At 60.7% G+C, this 16,214-nt stretch carries 15 protein-coding genes; 12 read left to right on the forward strand and 3 right to left on the reverse strand.

The window, feature by feature from the left end; genetic code table 11:
- From DL1_RS21965 to DL1_RS11465, 7 genes are all read left to right on the forward strand, one after another.
- On the forward strand, nucleotides 1–185 hold a 185-nt coding region (locus DL1_RS21965; protein WP_211250630.1), incomplete at its 5' end, for a hypothetical protein.
- 40 nt (nucleotides 186–225) lie between these two features.
- The gene (locus DL1_RS11440; RefSeq protein ID WP_038066215.1) at nucleotides 226–888 is read left to right on the forward strand and encodes a recombinase family protein; all 663 of its coding nucleotides are present in this window, start codon (nucleotides 226–228) and stop codon (nucleotides 886–888) included.
- A gap of 891 nt (nucleotides 889–1,779) precedes the next feature.
- Nucleotides 1,780–2,922: a hypothetical protein gene (locus tag DL1_RS11445; protein ID WP_156022733.1), complete on the forward strand. Its 1,143-nt coding sequence runs from the start codon at nucleotides 1,780–1,782 to the stop codon at nucleotides 2,920–2,922.
- Nucleotides 2,922–3,275, forward strand: a complete 354-nt coding sequence (locus DL1_RS11450; RefSeq protein WP_038066220.1) for a hypothetical protein — start codon at nucleotides 2,922–2,924, stop codon at nucleotides 3,273–3,275. Before DL1_RS11445 ends, DL1_RS11450 begins: the two co-directional genes overlap by 1 nt.
- Entirely contained in the window at nucleotides 3,265–3,831 is a 567-nt protein-coding gene (locus tag DL1_RS11455; RefSeq protein ID WP_038066221.1) for a hypothetical protein, read from the forward strand. The genes DL1_RS11450 and DL1_RS11455 overlap by 11 nt, the downstream gene beginning before the upstream one ends.
- Nucleotides 3,832–4,735: 904 nt before the next feature.
- A complete protein-coding gene (locus tag DL1_RS11460; RefSeq protein ID WP_038066222.1) occupies nucleotides 4,736–5,056 on the forward strand; it encodes a hypothetical protein in 321 nt (106 codons plus the stop codon).
- A gap of 441 nt (nucleotides 5,057–5,497) precedes the next feature.
- Nucleotides 5,498–6,748 (forward strand): SLC13 family permease, encoded by a 1,251-nt coding sequence (locus DL1_RS11465; protein WP_038066224.1) that lies wholly within the window; start codon nucleotides 5,498–5,500, stop codon nucleotides 6,746–6,748.
- A gap of 33 nt (nucleotides 6,749–6,781) precedes the next feature.
- Here the strand turns inward: DL1_RS11465 and DL1_RS11470 are convergent, their stop codons facing one another.
- Nucleotides 6,782–7,993, reverse strand: coding sequence for an MFS transporter (locus DL1_RS11470; protein WP_038066227.1), 1,212 nt, complete (start codon nucleotides 7,991–7,993; stop codon nucleotides 6,782–6,784).
- Nucleotides 7,994–8,115: 122 nt separating this feature from the next.
- On the opposite strand from DL1_RS11470, the gene DL1_RS11475 reads away from it, so the two are divergent.
- The 4 genes from DL1_RS11475 to DL1_RS11490 all read left to right on the forward strand — a co-directional run bounded on the left by DL1_RS11475 (nucleotide 8,116) and on the right by DL1_RS11490 (nucleotide 13,288).
- The gene (locus DL1_RS11475) at nucleotides 8,116–8,901 is read left to right on the forward strand and encodes an AraC family transcriptional regulator (protein ID WP_038066228.1); all 786 of its coding nucleotides are present in this window, start codon (nucleotides 8,116–8,118) and stop codon (nucleotides 8,899–8,901) included.
- A gap of 113 nt (nucleotides 8,902–9,014) precedes the next feature.
- Nucleotides 9,015–10,748 (forward strand): type I secretion system permease/ATPase, encoded by a 1,734-nt coding sequence (locus DL1_RS11480; protein ID WP_038066230.1) that lies wholly within the window; start codon nucleotides 9,015–9,017, stop codon nucleotides 10,746–10,748.
- Nucleotides 10,745–12,040 carry an HlyD family type I secretion periplasmic adaptor subunit gene (locus DL1_RS11485; RefSeq protein ID WP_051693502.1) on the forward strand — a complete coding sequence of 432 codons (1,296 nt, stop codon included), beginning with the start codon at nucleotides 10,745–10,747 and terminating at the stop codon, nucleotides 12,038–12,040. Before DL1_RS11480 ends, DL1_RS11485 begins: the two co-directional genes overlap by 4 nt.
- A gap of 216 nt (nucleotides 12,041–12,256) precedes the next feature.
- The gene (locus tag DL1_RS11490; protein ID WP_081856330.1) at nucleotides 12,257–13,288 is read left to right on the forward strand and encodes a polysaccharide biosynthesis/export family protein; all 1,032 of its coding nucleotides are present in this window, start codon (nucleotides 12,257–12,259) and stop codon (nucleotides 13,286–13,288) included.
- A 172-nt stretch (nucleotides 13,289–13,460) separates the two neighbouring features.
- Here the strand turns inward: DL1_RS11490 and DL1_RS11495 are convergent, their stop codons facing one another.
- Nucleotides 13,461–14,447 (reverse strand): adenosine kinase, encoded by a 987-nt coding sequence (locus DL1_RS11495; RefSeq protein ID WP_038066232.1) that lies wholly within the window; start codon nucleotides 14,445–14,447, stop codon nucleotides 13,461–13,463.
- Nucleotides 14,444–15,088: an endonuclease III gene (gene nth, locus DL1_RS11500; RefSeq protein ID WP_038066234.1), complete on the reverse strand. Its 645-nt coding sequence runs from the start codon at nucleotides 15,086–15,088 to the stop codon at nucleotides 14,444–14,446. Before nth ends, DL1_RS11495 begins: the two co-directional genes overlap by 4 nt.
- Before the next feature lie 167 nt (nucleotides 15,089–15,255).
- Here nth and DL1_RS20900 point away from each other — a divergent pair, with 167 nt between their 5' ends.
- Nucleotides 15,256–16,200: a Hint domain-containing protein gene (locus DL1_RS20900; protein ID WP_051693505.1), complete on the forward strand. Its 945-nt coding sequence runs from the start codon at nucleotides 15,256–15,258 to the stop codon at nucleotides 16,198–16,200.
- The last annotated feature ends 14 nt before the right edge of the window (nucleotides 16,201–16,214 follow it).

The following is a 16,214-nucleotide window of genomic DNA, read 5'->3' on the forward strand; positions in this document are numbered from 1 at the left end:
CTTCCAGCGCTGACTTCTGCAACAACGCCCAACAGATGCAACCTCACAAAATGTTACACTATAACACGTTTCGTGATCATCCGGTCGAAACGCCTCTCACACCGCATTGGAGCCAATCTAGAAACGGTTTTGTGATGCGCAACATGTTGAAAAGACTCGTGAATCATGCATCGGAAGCCGTATAAAGATCACAACGAACGTTGACGATTTTGAAAGGCTCTCAACATGGTCCGGAAGTATGTGATTTACCGCCGCGTCAGCACCCAATCTCAGGGCGAAAGTGGCCTCGGGCTAGAAGCTCAGGACCGCGATATTGCCCTCTTCCTCGATAACTACAGCGACACCCCCTTTGAGGTGCTGGACACCTTCACGGAAGTCCTGAGCGGCAAGCAGGACGACCGCCCGGAGCTGCAAAAAGCGATTGCTCTGGCCCGCTCTGAGGGCGCGGAATTGCTCGTGGCGAAGCTGGACAGACTGTCTCGCAAGGTCAGCTTCATCGCGGCTCTGATGGACAATTCAGCCTTGAAAATAAGGGTCGCGAGCATGCCTCACGCGGATAAGTTCCAGCTTCATATCTACGCGGCTCTAGCCGAGCAAGAGCGCGACTTCATCAGCAAAAGAACGAAGGCCGCGCTGCAAGAAGCCAAGGCCAGAGGCGTCCAGCTCGGCGGTCTTCGCGATGCAACGATGAAGCGCAACGAGGCTGCCCGCGAGGCGGCTGACGCCGCCGCCCAGCGTGTCGCCCAGATCATCCTCCCGATGCGCAACTCCGGCTCGACATTGGCGCAGATCGCGGATGCCTTGAACGCTGCCGCGCTGCCCACTCCCAGAGGCAAGCGCTGGGCACCGATGACCGTTTCGAACGCTCTTAAGCGGCTCGCTGCCTGATCGTCCGTCACCCCCGCTGAGCGCGTCGAGACTGGTGGAATCGTCATAACATAAGCTCGCTGGCTCTCAGGCTCGGTGAAGGCCCGCGTCAGCGGGCTTGAACGCGCAGTCGCGACCTTGCCCAAAACACTATTTTATCATTATTTTTCAATGCATTAGGGACCCGCAAGGGGGGTATGGGGGAGGATCCCAAACGCGCCTCGGTAACTGCGAGCGAGTTGCTCTGCAAAAAAGGGTTTACATGATTCAGCAACAAAATGCCCCGCACACCCCGATTTGGCCCGTATGGCGCAACAGTGAGGCGCTTTTCGACCGGGGGACCCAGCCGGAAATGACCCGGCCCCCTTCCAGAAAGGGCGACACCCCGAATTTGGGAAAATTTTTTCGCCGGAATTGGTGCACATGCCCGAAACCGCCCCCGGAAACCCGTTGCATTGCCCTCATCACGCGACAACCGTTTTGGCGCATCCCTATGAAATCTAGCCATTTTCGGCTATAGTGGCTTTTTGGGTAGTTGTCGGCCCGGCGCGGCTCTCCTCGGTCGCGCCGGGATACCCGAACCGACCGTGCCCAGCCTCCTTGCCATCATCGCGCCTTGATTCAGTGGATAACAGCACAGCCGTGACAGGCCTTTGCCCATTTACCGGGTCAGGCGACGCCATCGTGCATTTTCACTAGTCCTGTCTTTCGCTGCGATTGCGAGGTCGATGAGCCATTGGAGGTCAGGAGAGCGTCTTCCGCTGGCATCGTACGTTGCCGTTAGAAATGGTGACCTGAAGGAAACCGAACTCGGGTACCGCGCAACGACCACACAGATGTGTTAATCTGTAGGTCATCGCCGCCGGTTCATCCGCTTGCTCCGGTTGCGCCCCTTAGACGAAGCGGGATAAGTTGAAAATTGGTAGTGGCCGTGTGATGCTCAACGCACAATATGTAGATTTTGGGATCCTTGGGGGTGATTCTGTATCCAAGGAAGCAAGCGGGCGCCGGATGAATAAGCACAACCTTAACGAAGAAATTAGCCAAGAATTACTTTTCGAGGTCCTTGAAAACCAAGCGACCTTAGACGCTGTACGGGTCTTCCTACGAGACAAGAAATTGTCCCATTCTGCTTCAAGTTGGAAGCAAATGATCGAGGATCGGATTGAACCAGCGCTGTCGAGTGGAGCGATAACGCGGAACGACCTGATTGGGATCATTCGTGAAGCTGAAGAGCATGGCAACAAGCATGTGCGCCTGTTCCATTTTGGCACAGACTACCTAGATAGTATTCGTGGTGCAATAAAGCTAGAAGCAGTCAGTGCTTGGGCAAAGGACAAGGGTTTCCCTGGGACAGGCGAGTACCTCTTTGCAGCCTACCCAACCCACCCGGTTGTAACCGAGGTTAGAATCGGCGACGGCGGAGATACCGACGCGCTCGTCGTCAAAACCGCTAGAACGGAGTATCGGCGGAAACGAGGCGTACTGACGGAGGTCGCTGGTCAGGAAGTATATCTAGCACCTAGGGTCCGGTTTCGCGCCGTTGACGTCTTGAAAATTCGCCGAGATGGCCTCGTAGAAGTGCGCCTAAGTCCTCGAGCAGAGCATCCAATCTCCTATTCAGGCACGGCAAACGCGATGCTCAAGCAGGTGAACGGACTGGTCGAAACAACCTTGATAAGCGAACTCAGCCTATCGACGGCGAAGAACTCATTCTCGGACCTTCAGAAAAAGCAGGAAGTCTCCGAAAACTTCGACCTTTATGAGGCGCAGCACAGAAATGACCGAGGTGACCGAATACAATCCAGCTCACAGGCGGAACAAGGTGGTATACTTAAATCTAGCGTAATGACAGAAGTCATTAAGCAGTTCACCGTCGGTGATCCGGAGGCATACTGCGAAAAGGTCCGCGTTTCTTACTACTTCGGTAAGGTTAAGAGAATAAACGCAATTCTGTCCGAGGACATTAACGAGATAATCTTCACTGCCGGGCTATCTCGAGATGAATACGACGAAGTGCTTGACGCAATCATCAAGGTGAACAGCGAGGAATGATGTTCCAGAGACGTCAAAATGCAGATTGGGAGAACCGCCTCGACACCGAGGTCGGCAAGCTTCGCAATGCGCTGACGTACCGGGAGGTGACGCTGAACCGCTTCAAGGATTTGGTCGGTGCTCCAAGCGAAGCCGAACTAATGCGCGCGCTAGCGAAGCGAGTGTCCGAGGGCAACCTGCGAGTTGTCTACCGCGTAGTGTCACCGTCTACGAAGGCCTCACTTGCCACGTTCAAGAGCCCATGGGACGTGCCTGAGACGATGCTCGATGAGAGCACAGGTGAAGAGATCGACATTGACCGCTATCGGAACGTCGAGCCAGTGTACGTTTCCGAGGCCGTCCGTGCGCAGTGAAAACACCCGCAAAGAGTGGTTAAAAAAGGCCGAGAAGATCCACCGATCAGTGAAGAATCTTAACGGCTTGGAACAGGCAGAAGCGATAAGACAAAAGCTCGACGCAATAGTGGACGAGAGCGAACGTTCTGGCGTCGAAATGTTGGTTTGGTACTGGCTGGGTCACGGGAAGGAGCCCGTTCGATCAGGAGAGTGGCTGAATACGAACCGGATACTGGCGGCGACGTTCGCGGCCGTCTTTCTCATAGGCTGGTTTGAGCTCGGGATATCCTTCATCTGGTCCGGGACTGCCGCGTTGGTCACGACCGTCTTCGTGAGGATCGTCTTCCGCATGCTCGACCGTGGCTTCATGTTCAGGCGGCTCTTCACGGCTTGCATAAGCTCCGGGCTTATCCTGATAGTCCCCGCGCAATTTGCATTCGCATTCGAAACGCCGTTTGGCCCGATCTCTTGGGGTGGGGCTCCGAGTGGTGCGCTCGTCTTGATCTGGGTGATGTGCACGCTCCTAACCTTCTGCGGAGCCGTGTGGGAGCACTACGTTTCCGATAGAACGTAAGTCCATGCTAACGAGTTTTCTTCATCCCGCCATCGGATGCCACCCGGCCAAGTGCCTCTACACCCTAGTCCACAGTGGAGCTTGCCGTTCTTCTATTAGCTGACGTACTTATTGAGGCTGCCGCGAATGAATGTAAGCCGACTGCCTTGGGTACGATGCCCATGCTGAGTCGGCGAGGTTCATGTCCGTTTTGGGCTGATTTTGTTGAAAAACTCTGTGTTTGAGCGGCTGCTGTCAGTTTTCAGAATATTCGTCTGCCAAACAGCTCTCTACAAAACTGTGTTTCCCAACCTTCGGTTTTGGCGAACGGAATTCCAAGTCTTCCGCGCAAATTTCTGATCGAAGAGTTTTTCAACAAAATCGGCTGTGACCGGGCCTTCGCTGCGCCTAGAACATGCGTCCGCTGAGGGCCGAGGCTGTGTGAAAACTCAGATTCCCTGAATCCGACACGAACAGAATTCCGTGGGGAGGGTCAGTATCGTCGATAAGCGGAACGATCACGCGGGTTCCCGGCCTGACGAGAACCTCGTTCCGGCAGTCGTAGACCAGGGGCGAGTTTTTACACAGCCTCGGCCGATTGCACCTCTAAACGAGATGGCGGAGAGCGGGCGCTCGCTGCCTCGAGCACGACCATCCATAACATCGGGTATGCCCTTATCGACTGCGCGCCACAACAGGGGCGATACGACGCCATGCTTTCTCTGCGTCATGACGGCAGAACAATTTAGCAATAGGCTCCCGCTGACGCGGGCCAAGAGCCTGCCCCCGAATGAGCCGCTGAGGCCTATCGGAAAAAAAATTCGATCACGATGTTTAAAAAGTCCGAATTTAGGACGCTATACATAGATGGGGGTGCGGGATTACCTGCGCCCCCATATTTTCAAACAAATATTGAGGACCCACGATGAGTCATTTTGATGACCTAGAAAACGCACGCGTGCGCTACGAGATGGCAGAGCACCTCGAACACCTTTTTCAGGCAGGCATCATCAGAGAGTGCGATCAGCCTGTCTATGGCATCGCGCGGCTTGTGCAAGACAAGGGGCAAGAAATCCTGACGCCCAAGCAGAGCTGGCATTTCCGCACCAAGGTGGAAGAGCCCTATTGTCGGCCAGAGTGTTGGCGATGCGGGTTTACCATCTCCGTCGACCAAGCTTGGGACGTCGAATCTGGCGACCTAAACGACCTGTGCCCCAGTTGCCGCCACGACTGGGATCGAATGTAGTGAAACGCGGAGGGGCGGCGTCAGCCGCCCCGAATCTCATTCATTTTTCTTGTGTCAACTTTTGTGTTAATTGCCTCGATATACCCACCTAGCACGCGCTATAAAAAATCGTTCAATAACAGATACTTATGATGGACTCTGGAGAAATCCTAGACAATTCAAATCTCTCCAGCAGCACCACTTCACCCCCCATCGATGCGACAGATAGCCTTGGCCCTGCGGGGTCTTTTGTCATTTCTGACATCAGATTCGGTGCCCTTACGCGGGTATCGGCGGCATGTCGGCGGGCGGTCGATATTTGTCCCCGCCAAGTTCCGAGGCAGGCCTACCCCGTTCGCAACGCAAGCCCCGTCGAGACATCTCGACAGGTTTCACCAGATCCGTCATGGATTTGACCTCTTTAGGGATTTGAGGAGCAGACGTGATGCGTTGGGCGGTTTGATGACGGTGGAGGTGATTGGCCTGTGCATTGCCGCATGTGCGACGGCATGTGTCATCCTGCGTCCTTTTGGCTGGCATGACTGGATCTTCGCGGTGACGGGCGCTGTGGCGATCGTTGTGCTGGGTGCGCTGCCGCTTTCGGATGCTTTGCATGCGATCGGCGAGGGGCGGGAGGTCTACGCCTTTTTGATCGGGATGATGCTACTGGCCGAGGTCGCGGGGCGCGAAGGTCTCTTCGATCATCTTGCCGCTCGCGCCGTACAGGCAGCCGCAGGTTCGGCGCGGCGTCTCTTCCTGATCCTCTATCTCGTGGGCACAGGCGTGACCGTCTTTTTGTCGAACGACACCACGGTCGTCGTGCTGACACCGGCTGTTCTGGCCGTGACCCGCCATGCGCGCGTGCCACCGCTGCCCTATCTCTTCACCTGCGCCATCATCGCCAATGCGGCGAGTTTCGTCCTGCCGATCTCGAACCCGGCGAATCTTGTGCTCTATCATGGCGTCCTGCCGTCGCTGGGAGATTGGCTCGCGCGGCTCGGACCTTCTGCCGTGGTGGCCGTGCTCGTCAGCTATCTCTCTCTGCGCTGGGTGATGCGGCATGAGCTGGGCACGCAGCCCGCAAGCTGCGACGTGCCGGTGCTGTCAACGGGCGGTTGGGTCGCGGCGGCGGGGCTCGGGATTTCCGCTGTGCTGCTCGTCACGGTCTCGGCTTTGGGCGGCGATCTGGGGCTAGCGACGCTCGGCGCCGGGATAAGCGTCGCCTTGGCGGTGAGCCTGAGCACGCGCCGATCCCCTTTGCCGCTGTTGCGCCAGCTCACTTGGGGCGTGCTGCCCTTGGTGGCCGGACTGTTCGTGCTGGTCAATCTGTTGGAGCAGCAAGGGCTCTTGACCGATCTGGGGCGATGGCTCGGGCAGATGGCTGAGATCTCCCCGCGCCTGACCGCCGGGCTGAGCGGGCTTGGGGTCGGCATCGCGAGCAACCTTGCCAATAACCTGCCCGTCGGGCTGGCCGCGGCGGCTGCGGCCACGGCCGGAGATTTGGGGCATCTCATGCGCGATTGCCTGATGATCGGCGTGGATCTTGGGCCGAACCTTTCGGTGACCGGGTCGCTCGCCACGCTGTTGTGGCTTGCGACCCTGCGCCTCGCGGGGCTGCATGTCTCGGCGCTCCAGTTTCTTTGGGTGGGGCTCAGGGTGATGCCGCCTGCGCTGATCCTCGCGCTTCTCGTCCGTTTGTGCGTGCCTGGATAGGGCGCGCGACCCGCCAACGCGAAAGCGCCGCCTTTACCCTTCCCTCTCAAGCACACGCGTATCGGGCAGAAAGGCGGCGAGTATGCCGATCACCGGCAGCACGGAGCACAGGTCGAACACGAATGTGATGCCCTTCCAATCCGCCAGAGCGCCCAACATCGCCGCACCAATCCCCCCGATCCCGAAGGCGAGGCCGAAAAAGAGCCCCGAGACCATGCCCACCCGCCCGGGCATCAGATCCTGACCGTAGACCAGGATGGTCGGGAAGGCCGAAGCGATGGTGAAACCGATGACCGCGCTGAGCAGAACCGTCGGCGTCAAACCGACATGCGGCAAGATCAACGTGAACGGCAGCACGCCCAGGATCGACGCCCAGATCACCGGCTTGCGCCCGATCTTGTCGCCGATCGGACCGCCTGCAACCGTGCCCGCCGCGACCGCTCCGAAGAACACGAATTGACAGATTTGCGCCTGCTGCGTGCCGATCCCGAACTTCGCGATCAGGAAAAAGATGTAATAGCTCGTGAAGGAGGCCAGATAGATATATTTGGAAAACAGCAGCGCGATCAGCACGCAGATCGCCATGCGAACCTTGCGCCGCGACAGCACCGCATGCCGGATCGGCGCCTTCGCGGATGGGCGTTTCGCATGGCCGTTGACCTTATACCAGCGGCCCAGAGCGCTCAGAATGATCATCCCGGTCAGTGCCGCCAAGGCAAACCACGCAAGCCCCTGCTGCCCGCGCGGCAGCACGATGAAGGCTGCGGCAAGCGGACCGATGGCCGTGCCGAAATTGCCGCCCACCTGAAAGATCGACTGTGCCATGCCATGTGAGCCCCCCGAGGCGAGCCGGGCGATGCGCGAGGATTCGGGATGAAAGATCGAGGAGCCGACGCCCAGCAGGACCCCGCCCGCAAGCAGCACCGCATAGCTTGGCGCATAGGCCAGCGTCAGCAAGCCCAGCATCGAGGACGCCATGCCGAAGGGCAGCGAATAGGGCAACGGTCTGCGATCCGTATAGGCGCCGATAAAGGGCTGAAGGATCGAAGCCGTGATCTGGTAGACAAGCGTCAGACAGCCCACCTGTACAAAGGACAGCGCAAAGTGGCCCTGCAGGATGGGATACACGGCAGGCAGCAGCGACTGAATCATGTCATTGAGGAAATGGCACAGGCTGGCTGCGCCGAGCACAGAATAGCTCGCCCGCCCTCTGGGTGTCGGGGCGGCTGTGATGGTCAGGGACATAGGATCAGCCTTGGTCGGAGAAGAAGCGAGGGTCACTTGCCAAAGAGGCACCTCCGTTCTACGGATCGTGCGATTGGCCTGCCACCTTGAGCGGGCCTCGCTCTTACGCAACTGGGCCAGAGATGCGAGATATTCCTATCGACGCGGTGGATCACATTCGCCGCCCCATCGTCGCGATCACCCGCGATCACCCCGACGGCCGTCAGATCGCGCCGCATTCCCACAGGCGCGGACAGCTGATCTCTGGTGCGACCGGTCTTATCGTGCTGTCCACGCCCTATGGCACTTGGGTCATGCCGCCACAGCGGGGTGTCTGGATTCCGCCCGGCGTGATCCACAATGTCCAGATGGTCGGCGCGGTCCGAGTACAAAGCCTCTATATCGAGCCCGATGCGGCGCGCGGCATGCCCGATCATTGTCAGGTTCTAGAAATCTCCAGCTTCATGCGCGGCCTGATTGTCGAAGCCCTCGATCTTCCGCTCGAATATGATCTGGGTGGTCGGGCGGGAGCGCTGATGACGCTTTTGGGCTATGAGATCGCGCGGCTCCCCACCCTGCCCCTGTCGCTGCCCTATCCGCGAGATGATCGCTTGGCCGCGATCTGCAGACGCTTCATGCAACGCCCGAATATTCACGAGACGATCGACGACTGGAGCGGACGGCTTGGCATGAGCAGGCGTGCCTTCACACGGTTCTTTCGCAAGGAAACCGGGCTGAGCTTCGTGGCGTGGCGGCAGCAAGCCTGTCTGCTGTCAGCGCTGCCACAACTGGCAACAGGACGGCCTGTCACAGCGGTTGCCCTCGATCTCGGATACGAGAACCCAGCCGCCTTCACCATCATGTTCAAGAAAGCCTTCGGGGCACCACCGCTCGCCTATCTCGGGCGGCGGGCGAGCGCCCGGGTCTGAGCGGAAATCGCTCCGATGGAAGGGAAATATTAAGGTTGATCGCGCATCTGTAGGGGACGCCGGCGGAACGGAATGGCGCCGGGATTATCCTTCCCTGATGGCGGAGCAAGGCCATGGTGCCGAGTGACAGCGCGCAACCCACTGATATCTTGCCCCGCGCGCTGGCGGGTGCCCGTCCCGCGCTGATCGGAGTCGGGCTGTTCAGCGCGGTGATCAATCTTCTGATGCTGACCGGGCCGCTGTTCATGTTGCAGGTCTATGACCGGGTGCTGGCCAGTCGCTCGACCAGCTCGCTCTTGGTGCTTTTTGCAATCACGGTGTTTCTCTTCGCGATCATGGGCCTGCTCGATCATCTGCGGGGGCGGGTTCTCGCGCGCGTGGGCGCGCAACTCCAGTCCCGGCTTGATGACGCGGCCATTGCAGCGACGCTGCGCGATGCCGAGCGGCCCGCGATGCGCGACCGTCCGAGCCTCGCGCTCGCCGATCTGCGCGCCTTGCAAGAGCTGTTTGCCTCCGCCGCGCCAGGCGCGCTGTTCGACCTGCCATGGACCCCGCTTTTCATCGGCATTCTCTTTCTCTTTCATCCGCTGATGGGCAGCTTTGCGCTCGGCGGGGCGGTGCTCATCTTTGCGCTTGCCGCACTCAACCAGCGTGTCAGCCGGACCGGGCTGCACAAAGCGGCGCGGATCTCGGCACAGGCCGATCACATGGGCGAAGCTGCGCGCCGCGACATCGAGACGATCCGCGCCCTTGGGATGCGTCAGGTCCAATCGGACAGGTGGCGCGCGCTGCGCGACCGGGCGCTGAGCGCACGCATGCAGGCTTCAGATCGAAGCGGCGCGATTGCGGCGGCAACCCGCGCCAGCCGGATCTTGTTGCAATCCGCGATCCTTGCGCTCGGGGCGTGGCTGGTCTTACGCGACCAACTCACCGCAGGGGCGATGATCGCGGGCTCTGTCCTGCTGGGACGCGCTTTCGCTCCGGTGGAGCAGACCCTCGCTCACTGGCCTCAGATCCAGCGCGCCCTTCAGGCCCGCGCCAGCCTGAATGCGCTTCTATCGGCTCATCTCCCAGACGTCCCGATGCCCCTGCCCCGCCCGCAACCGCCGCACCTTACTGTCGAGGGGCTGGCCGTCATACCGCCCGGCAGCGAGGCCCCGAGCCTGCGCAATATCAGCCTCCGGGCCTCTGCCGGAGATGCGGTTGCGGTGATCGGCCCCTCGGCCAGCGGGAAGTCTTCGCTTGCCCGCGCCCTCACCGGGCTTTGGCCGCCAATCCGCGGCGCGATCCGCCTCAACGGCGCGGACCTCGCGCAATATGACCCCGACCGTCTGGGCGGGTTCCTCGGCTACTTGCCCCAGAAGGTCGTGCTGCTTCCCGGCACCGTGGCTGAAAACATCGCGCGCTTCGCGCCCGATGCCAAGCCTCAGGCGATCATTGACGCCGCGCGCGCCGCCTGCGTCCACGATCTGATCCTCGCCCTCCCGCAAGGCTATGACACGGTGCTGCATGATGACGGGGCCGCGCTTTCGGGCGGGCAGCGCCAACGCATCGGGCTGGCCCGCGCCTTTTTCGGCGAGCCAGAAATGCTCATTCTAGACGAGCCCAATGCCCATCTCGACGATCAGGGCGTCCATGCGCTCAATCTCGCGATCGCACAGGCACGCGCGTCCGGCAAGCTGGTCTTCGTGATGTCGCACAGGCCGTCGGCGTTGGCGCAATGCAACCTTGTCTTACTGCTTGATGGCGGGGTCGCGCGCGATTTCGGGCCGCGCGATACGGTGCTCGCGCGGCTGAACCAGACCGAACCACAGGTGTTCACCTCGCAACGCGGGGCCGTACCATGACGCAAGACTGGTCTGCGCGCCCCTATCTCGCGGCGGGCTCCTTGGTCCTCGGGCTCGGGCTGGGCGGCTTTGTGCTCTGGGCGGTCCTGTGCCAGATTTCCGGCGCGGTGGTGGTGCAGGGACGGGTTGCCTTCGAGATGCAACGCCAGATCGTGCAACATCCCGATGGCGGGGTAATCTCGCAGATCCATGTCCGCGATGGCGATCATGTCAAGGCCGGGGATGCCCTGATCACGCTCGACGATACCGAACTGCGCACCCAACGCACGCTGCTGATCCAGGCGCTCTCAAAGACCACCGCGCGGATTGTTCAGCTGACAGCCCGCATCGCGGAAGACACAGCGCTGCGCTTCCCGCCTGAGCTTACGCAGGCGGGACGCGACGATCCGGGGGTGGCCCGCATCATCGGCGCAGAACGTGCCGCCTTCACCGCGTTCCACGACACGCGCGCGCTGGCCGAGCGCCAATTCACGCAGCGCAAGACCCAGATCGAGGCTCAGATCGCGGGATACACCCGGCAGCGGGCCGCCCAGACACGCCAGCGAGCCTTCATCGCGCAGGAGCTTGCCGTGCAAAGCGCCTTGCTCAATCAAGGCCTGTCGCAAGCGCCTCGCGTGCTGGCCCTGCAAAGGCAAGATGCGGAATTCGACGGTCGGATCGGCCAGCTCACCGCACAGATCGCCGAGGCCCGAAGTCGAATGGCGAGCGATCAGCTTGAGATGCTGGGCCAGCAAACCGCGCAGCGCGCCGCAGCCCAAGAGGAACTGCGCGAGCTTTTGCCTGCCGAGACCGATCTGCGCGAACGGCTTGCCTTGATCGAGACCCGGATCGGTCGCCGCGTGCTGCGCGCCCCGATCACAGGCGAGATCATCGATATGCAGCTCCACACGCTCGGCGGGGTCATGCCCGCGGGCCGCGATGTGCTCTCGATCGTGCCCGCCGGATCGCCCCTGACATTCACCGCGCAGATCGATCCCCGAGAGATCGACAGGGTCACGGCGGGGCAACCTGCCACGCTCCAGTTTCCAAGCTTCAATCGCCGCACCACGCCCAGCTTTCCCGCGATTGTGCGCGACGTCTCGGCCGACGTCATGCGCGATCCACAGACGGGCCGGACCTATTTTCTCGCCCAGCTTACCGTGACAGGACCGGGCCTGCCTGTGCCTGTGGCGCAGGGGCTGAAGCCCGGCACACCTTTTGAGGGTTTCATCGGCACCGGGGCCCGCAGCGTTGCCTCTTATCTCATAAAGCCCTTGGGTGACTACCTTTCCTACGCCCTGCGCGAGGACTAGCCTTCTGCGGCCCGTTCACAGATCGTTGATGAGATGGCACACCGCCGCACTGCGGCGAATTTTTCGGTGTGAACCGTCGCATTTCGTGGTTAATAAGGCGTGATTCAGACGAGACCGGCGGAGAGACGCAACTTGCCCCACAAGCTTTTTCGAGTGTGCCTGACGTTGGCCTGTATCGTCGCGCTGAGCGCATGTACGCTGCCGCGCGGCGTCGGTATGACGAACGAGATCATCGGGCATGGACAGAGCAACAACAAGGATGCTCCCTTCGAGATCGTCCGCGTCAAACGCGATAATGTCGTAGCGCTTGATGCTTGGCCCACCACGGGGTGGTCGGGCACCTATCACTGGTTGCCCAAGACCACCGGCTCCAACGCGCCGCTGATCCAGACCGGGGATATGATCACGCTGAAAGTCTGGGACAACAGCGAAAATTCCCTGCTGACCAATGCCGACCAGAAGGTCGTTCCGATCAGCAAGGTGACCGTGGCTCCGGATGGCACGATTTTCGTGCCCTATGTTGGAGATATCATGGTGCGTGGCATGCGCCCGAATACCGCGCGCAAAAAGGTTGAGGATGCGTTGCAGCCCTTCATCCCCTCCGCGCAGGTTCAACTTGACTATGAGCCCGGCGAGAGCAGCTCTGTCGATCTTGTCTCGGGCGTCGCCAAGCCCGGCACCTACCCGCTGCTCGACCGCAACAGCACCGTCTTGTCGATCATCGCGCGTGGCGGCGGCATTTCACCGACGCTCAACAACCCGCTGGTGCGGCTGATGCGCAATGGGCGGACCTATGACATCCGGTCCAAAAAGCTGTTCTCTGATGCGCGCTATGACACAACCGTCAGCGGCGGGGACAAGGTCGTCGTGCAGGAAGATCAGCGCTACTTCACCGCCTTCGGTGCGAGCGGCAAAGAGAACATCGTGACCTTCCCGAAAGAGACGCTGACCGCGCTTGAAGCCATGTCACTGGTGGGCGGCCTCGACGATACCCGCGCGAACCCGAAAGGTGTGCTGGTGCTGCGCGAATATACGCCCGATCAGCTCCGTCAGGACGGCAAGGGGCCGAACCGCGCGGACGTGGCCTTTGTCTTCGATCTGACCAGCGGCGAGGGGCTGTTCGCTGCCCGCAAGTTCGAGATCAATCCGCAAGATACGGTGATCGTGACGGAGTCCCCGGTGGTGAGCGTGCGCACGGTCTTCGGCTTGCTCAACACCTTGCTAATCACAGGCAACAGGCTGAAATAGGCCGCGCGCCAGTGCGACAAGAAAGGCCCCACGCAACTGCGCGGGGCCTTTTCTATTATGGCAGATGCGCGGCGATCTGGCGCGTCGTTCGGCGGCGGTTCGATCAAATCAAAACCTGACGCGCGCAATCAAGCGTGCATGTCACTCCCTTACGTCACACCATGCAACCGGCTCAGATCACACCATTCGCGGCGAACAGGGTTTTGAGATCGACCTCGGGACGCGCGCCGTAATGGCTGATCACTTCAGCGGCAGCGATACAGCCCATGCGACCGGACACCTCGAGGCTTTGCCCCGTGGCCATCCCGTAGATGAATCCGGCCGCGAACTGGTCGCCCGCGCCTGTCGCATCAAGCGGCACCACACGTTTGACCGGCACATCGACCCGTTCGCTGCCACGGATCACAACCACGTCCGAGCCCGAGCGCGTGCACACGACCGTGCCGCATTCCTGCGCGGCCTGCTGCAAGGCCGGTTCAAGCTCGGTCTGATAGAGCGCCTGCCATTCGTGCTCATTGCCGATCACGTAATCCATCTGATCGCGCACGAGGCGCCGAAAATCGTCGCGGTGACGGTTGACGCAGAACGGATCGCTCAGCGCGATGCCAGCGCGCCCCCCGCCCCGGTGACAGCCCTCAGCGGCCTTGTGAAACGCCGTCTTGCCGTGGTCCTTGTCAAACAGATAGCCCTCGAGAAAGAGCCATTCGCAATTTTCCACGACCTCAAGGGCGACATCCTCGGTGCCAAGATCGGCACCCGCGCCCAGATAGGTGTTCATCGAACGCTCGCCATCAGGCGTGACAAAGATCATCGAGCGCGAGGTCGGAAGCTCAACCGTCGGCACCGGCGCGTTCGGGAAATCGGTGCCCTCAGCGGCAAGCGAGGCGGCATAGAATCGCCCCAGCACATCGTCTTTCACACGACCGATAAAGGCGGTTCCAAGCCCCATATTGCCCAGCCCCGCCAAAGTATTGCCGACCGAGCCGCCCGGCGCCTGCGTACGATCTTTCATCGCGCCGTAAAGCGTCTCTGCGCGCTCGCGCTCGATGAGCTGCATGATGCCTTTCTCGATCCCCATATGATCCAGAAAGCTGTCGTCGCATTGCGCGATCACATCGACAATGGCGTTTCCGATGCCGACGACCTGATAGTTTTTCAAAGCGTTTTCTCCTCGAACTGGCACAGGTCCCGGATCGGACAGGCGCCACATTTCGGTTTGCGTGCCACGCAGATATAGCGCCCGTGCAGGATCAGCCAGTGATGCGCGTGATGTTGAAATTCGACCGGCACATTGTCCTCGATCGCCCGTTCGACCGCGTCGACATCCTTGCCCGGACAGATCCCCGAGCGGTTGCCGACCCGGAAGATATGCGTGTCCACCGCCTGCGCGGGATGCCCGAACCACATGTTGAGCACGACATTGGCGGTCTTGCGCCCGACGCCGGGCAGCGATTGCAGCGCCGCGCGCGAGCTGGGCACCTCGCCGCCATAGTGATCGACGAGGATCTGGCTGAGCTTGATGACATTCTTGGCCTTTTGCCGAAACAGCCCGATCGTCTTGATATGCTCGGTCACGCCATCGAGGCCCAGCTCCAGCATCTTCTCGGGGCTGTCGGCGCGCGCAAAGAGCCCGCGCGTGGCTTTGTTCACGCCCGCATCCGTCGCCTGCGCCGAAAGCGCCACTGCGACCACTAGCGTATAGGCATTCACATGCTCGAGCTCCCCTTGGGGATGGGGCTCGGAAGTCTGGAAGCGGGAAAAAACCTCTTTCATAGAGGCATAGTCGAACTGTTTGGCCATATCCCCTAATGCCTTCCTCCCCGCGCAAGGGCAAGTCTGCGCGGCAATTGGTGAGGATTTTGCGAAAACTGTCGCGATCGGACGCGAGGGTTTTTGCCAGCGCTTAACCCGATATTTGCGCCAACGCGCGACACTCCCCCCAACAGCAGCACCGTCCGGGGACGAAAATGGAATATGGCTATCCCGAAGGCAGCGTCTTCCACGACAGGCGCACAAATCGTTGGTATCTGGCACCCGATTTCGTTCAGTCGGGGGGCCTGTGGTCTCTGGCCCCGGCTCCGGGGGAGAGCGGCACATATGTCTGCCTCTATGACGCGCAGGGCCGGAGTGTCGCGCGCGGAAAGCTGAGCGCTGATCTGCCGTTGTTTCTGGACGGCCCTGACGCGGTCCTGCGTCTCGACCGGATCGAGATCGACGGGGTGTTGTCTCTCTATATCCCCTCGGAACCGCTGGTCCCTGGCCATGCCTATGCGCTGGCCCCGCCCGATTGGGAGGGCAGCCGCCCAGCCTCTCCGGAGCAGATCGCGACGCTGCCAGCGCTTGGGGCGGGCACGCTGATTGCGACACAGTCGGGCGAGGTGCCGATTGATTGGCTGCGGCCCGGCGACATGATCCACACGCGCGATCATGGCTATCAGCCGCTATTATGGCTTGGTCAGCATGTCATGCCGCGCCTCTCCCCGCCCGAATGCAGACCGATCCAGCTTGCCCCGGATCAGTTCGGCGAAGCGCAGCCCGCTCAGGCGATGACGCTTAGTCCCGATTGCCCGATACTGCTTGCGGGCTATGAGCTGGAGCTGTGGTTCGGAGAGCGGGAGATGTTCGCTCATGCGGGCGATTTGACTGTGCCCCCAAAACCCGCGACGGGGCCTCAGGTGCTATACACACTGCTTTTCGATGCGCCCGAGATCGTGCTGGCGGGACAGCTCTGGGTCGGGTCGGTTCACGCCGATGCCGCCTATCTTGCCTTGCTGCCCGATGGCATACGTCACACGATTGCAGCGCAGGTGATCGAAAGCCACCGCACCGCCGCGCGCGGGGTTCTGGCCGACTGGGAGACCGCGCTCTTCACACAGGACGGGATACGCAGCGAGGCAAGTTTTGCCGCCTGATTGCGCAGCTTCCG

Origin of the sequence: Thioclava dalianensis (assembly GCF_000715505.1) — a bacterium.
GTDB lineage: Bacteria > Pseudomonadota > Alphaproteobacteria > Rhodobacterales > Rhodobacteraceae > Thioclava > Thioclava dalianensis.

Coding starts and splice junctions, on each gene's coding strand:
- DL1_RS11450 (WP_038066220.1), top strand. CDS start 2,922: ATGTTCCAGAGACGTCAAAATGCAGATTGGGAGAACCGCCTCGACACC.
- DL1_RS11480 (WP_038066230.1), top strand. CDS start 9,015: ATGGTGCCGAGTGACAGCGCGCAACCCACTGATATCTTGCCCCGCGCG.
- DL1_RS11460 (WP_038066222.1), top strand. CDS start 4,736: ATGAGTCATTTTGATGACCTAGAAAACGCACGCGTGCGCTACGAGATG.
- DL1_RS11465 (WP_038066224.1), top strand. CDS start 5,498: ATGACGGTGGAGGTGATTGGCCTGTGCATTGCCGCATGTGCGACGGCA.
- DL1_RS11440 (WP_038066215.1), top strand. CDS start 226: ATGGTCCGGAAGTATGTGATTTACCGCCGCGTCAGCACCCAATCTCAG.
- DL1_RS11485 (WP_051693502.1), top strand. CDS start 10,745: ATGACGCAAGACTGGTCTGCGCGCCCCTATCTCGCGGCGGGCTCCTTG.
- DL1_RS20900 (WP_051693505.1), top strand. CDS start 15,256: ATGGAATATGGCTATCCCGAAGGCAGCGTCTTCCACGACAGGCGCACA.
- DL1_RS11470 (WP_038066227.1), bottom strand. CDS start 7,993: ATGTCCCTGACCATCACAGCCGCCCCGACACCCAGAGGGCGGGCGAGC.
- nth (WP_038066234.1), bottom strand. CDS start 15,088: ATGGCCAAACAGTTCGACTATGCCTCTATGAAAGAGGTTTTTTCCCGC.
- DL1_RS11490 (WP_081856330.1), top strand. CDS start 12,257: ATGACGAACGAGATCATCGGGCATGGACAGAGCAACAACAAGGATGCT.
- DL1_RS11475 (WP_038066228.1), top strand. CDS start 8,116: ATGCGAGATATTCCTATCGACGCGGTGGATCACATTCGCCGCCCCATC.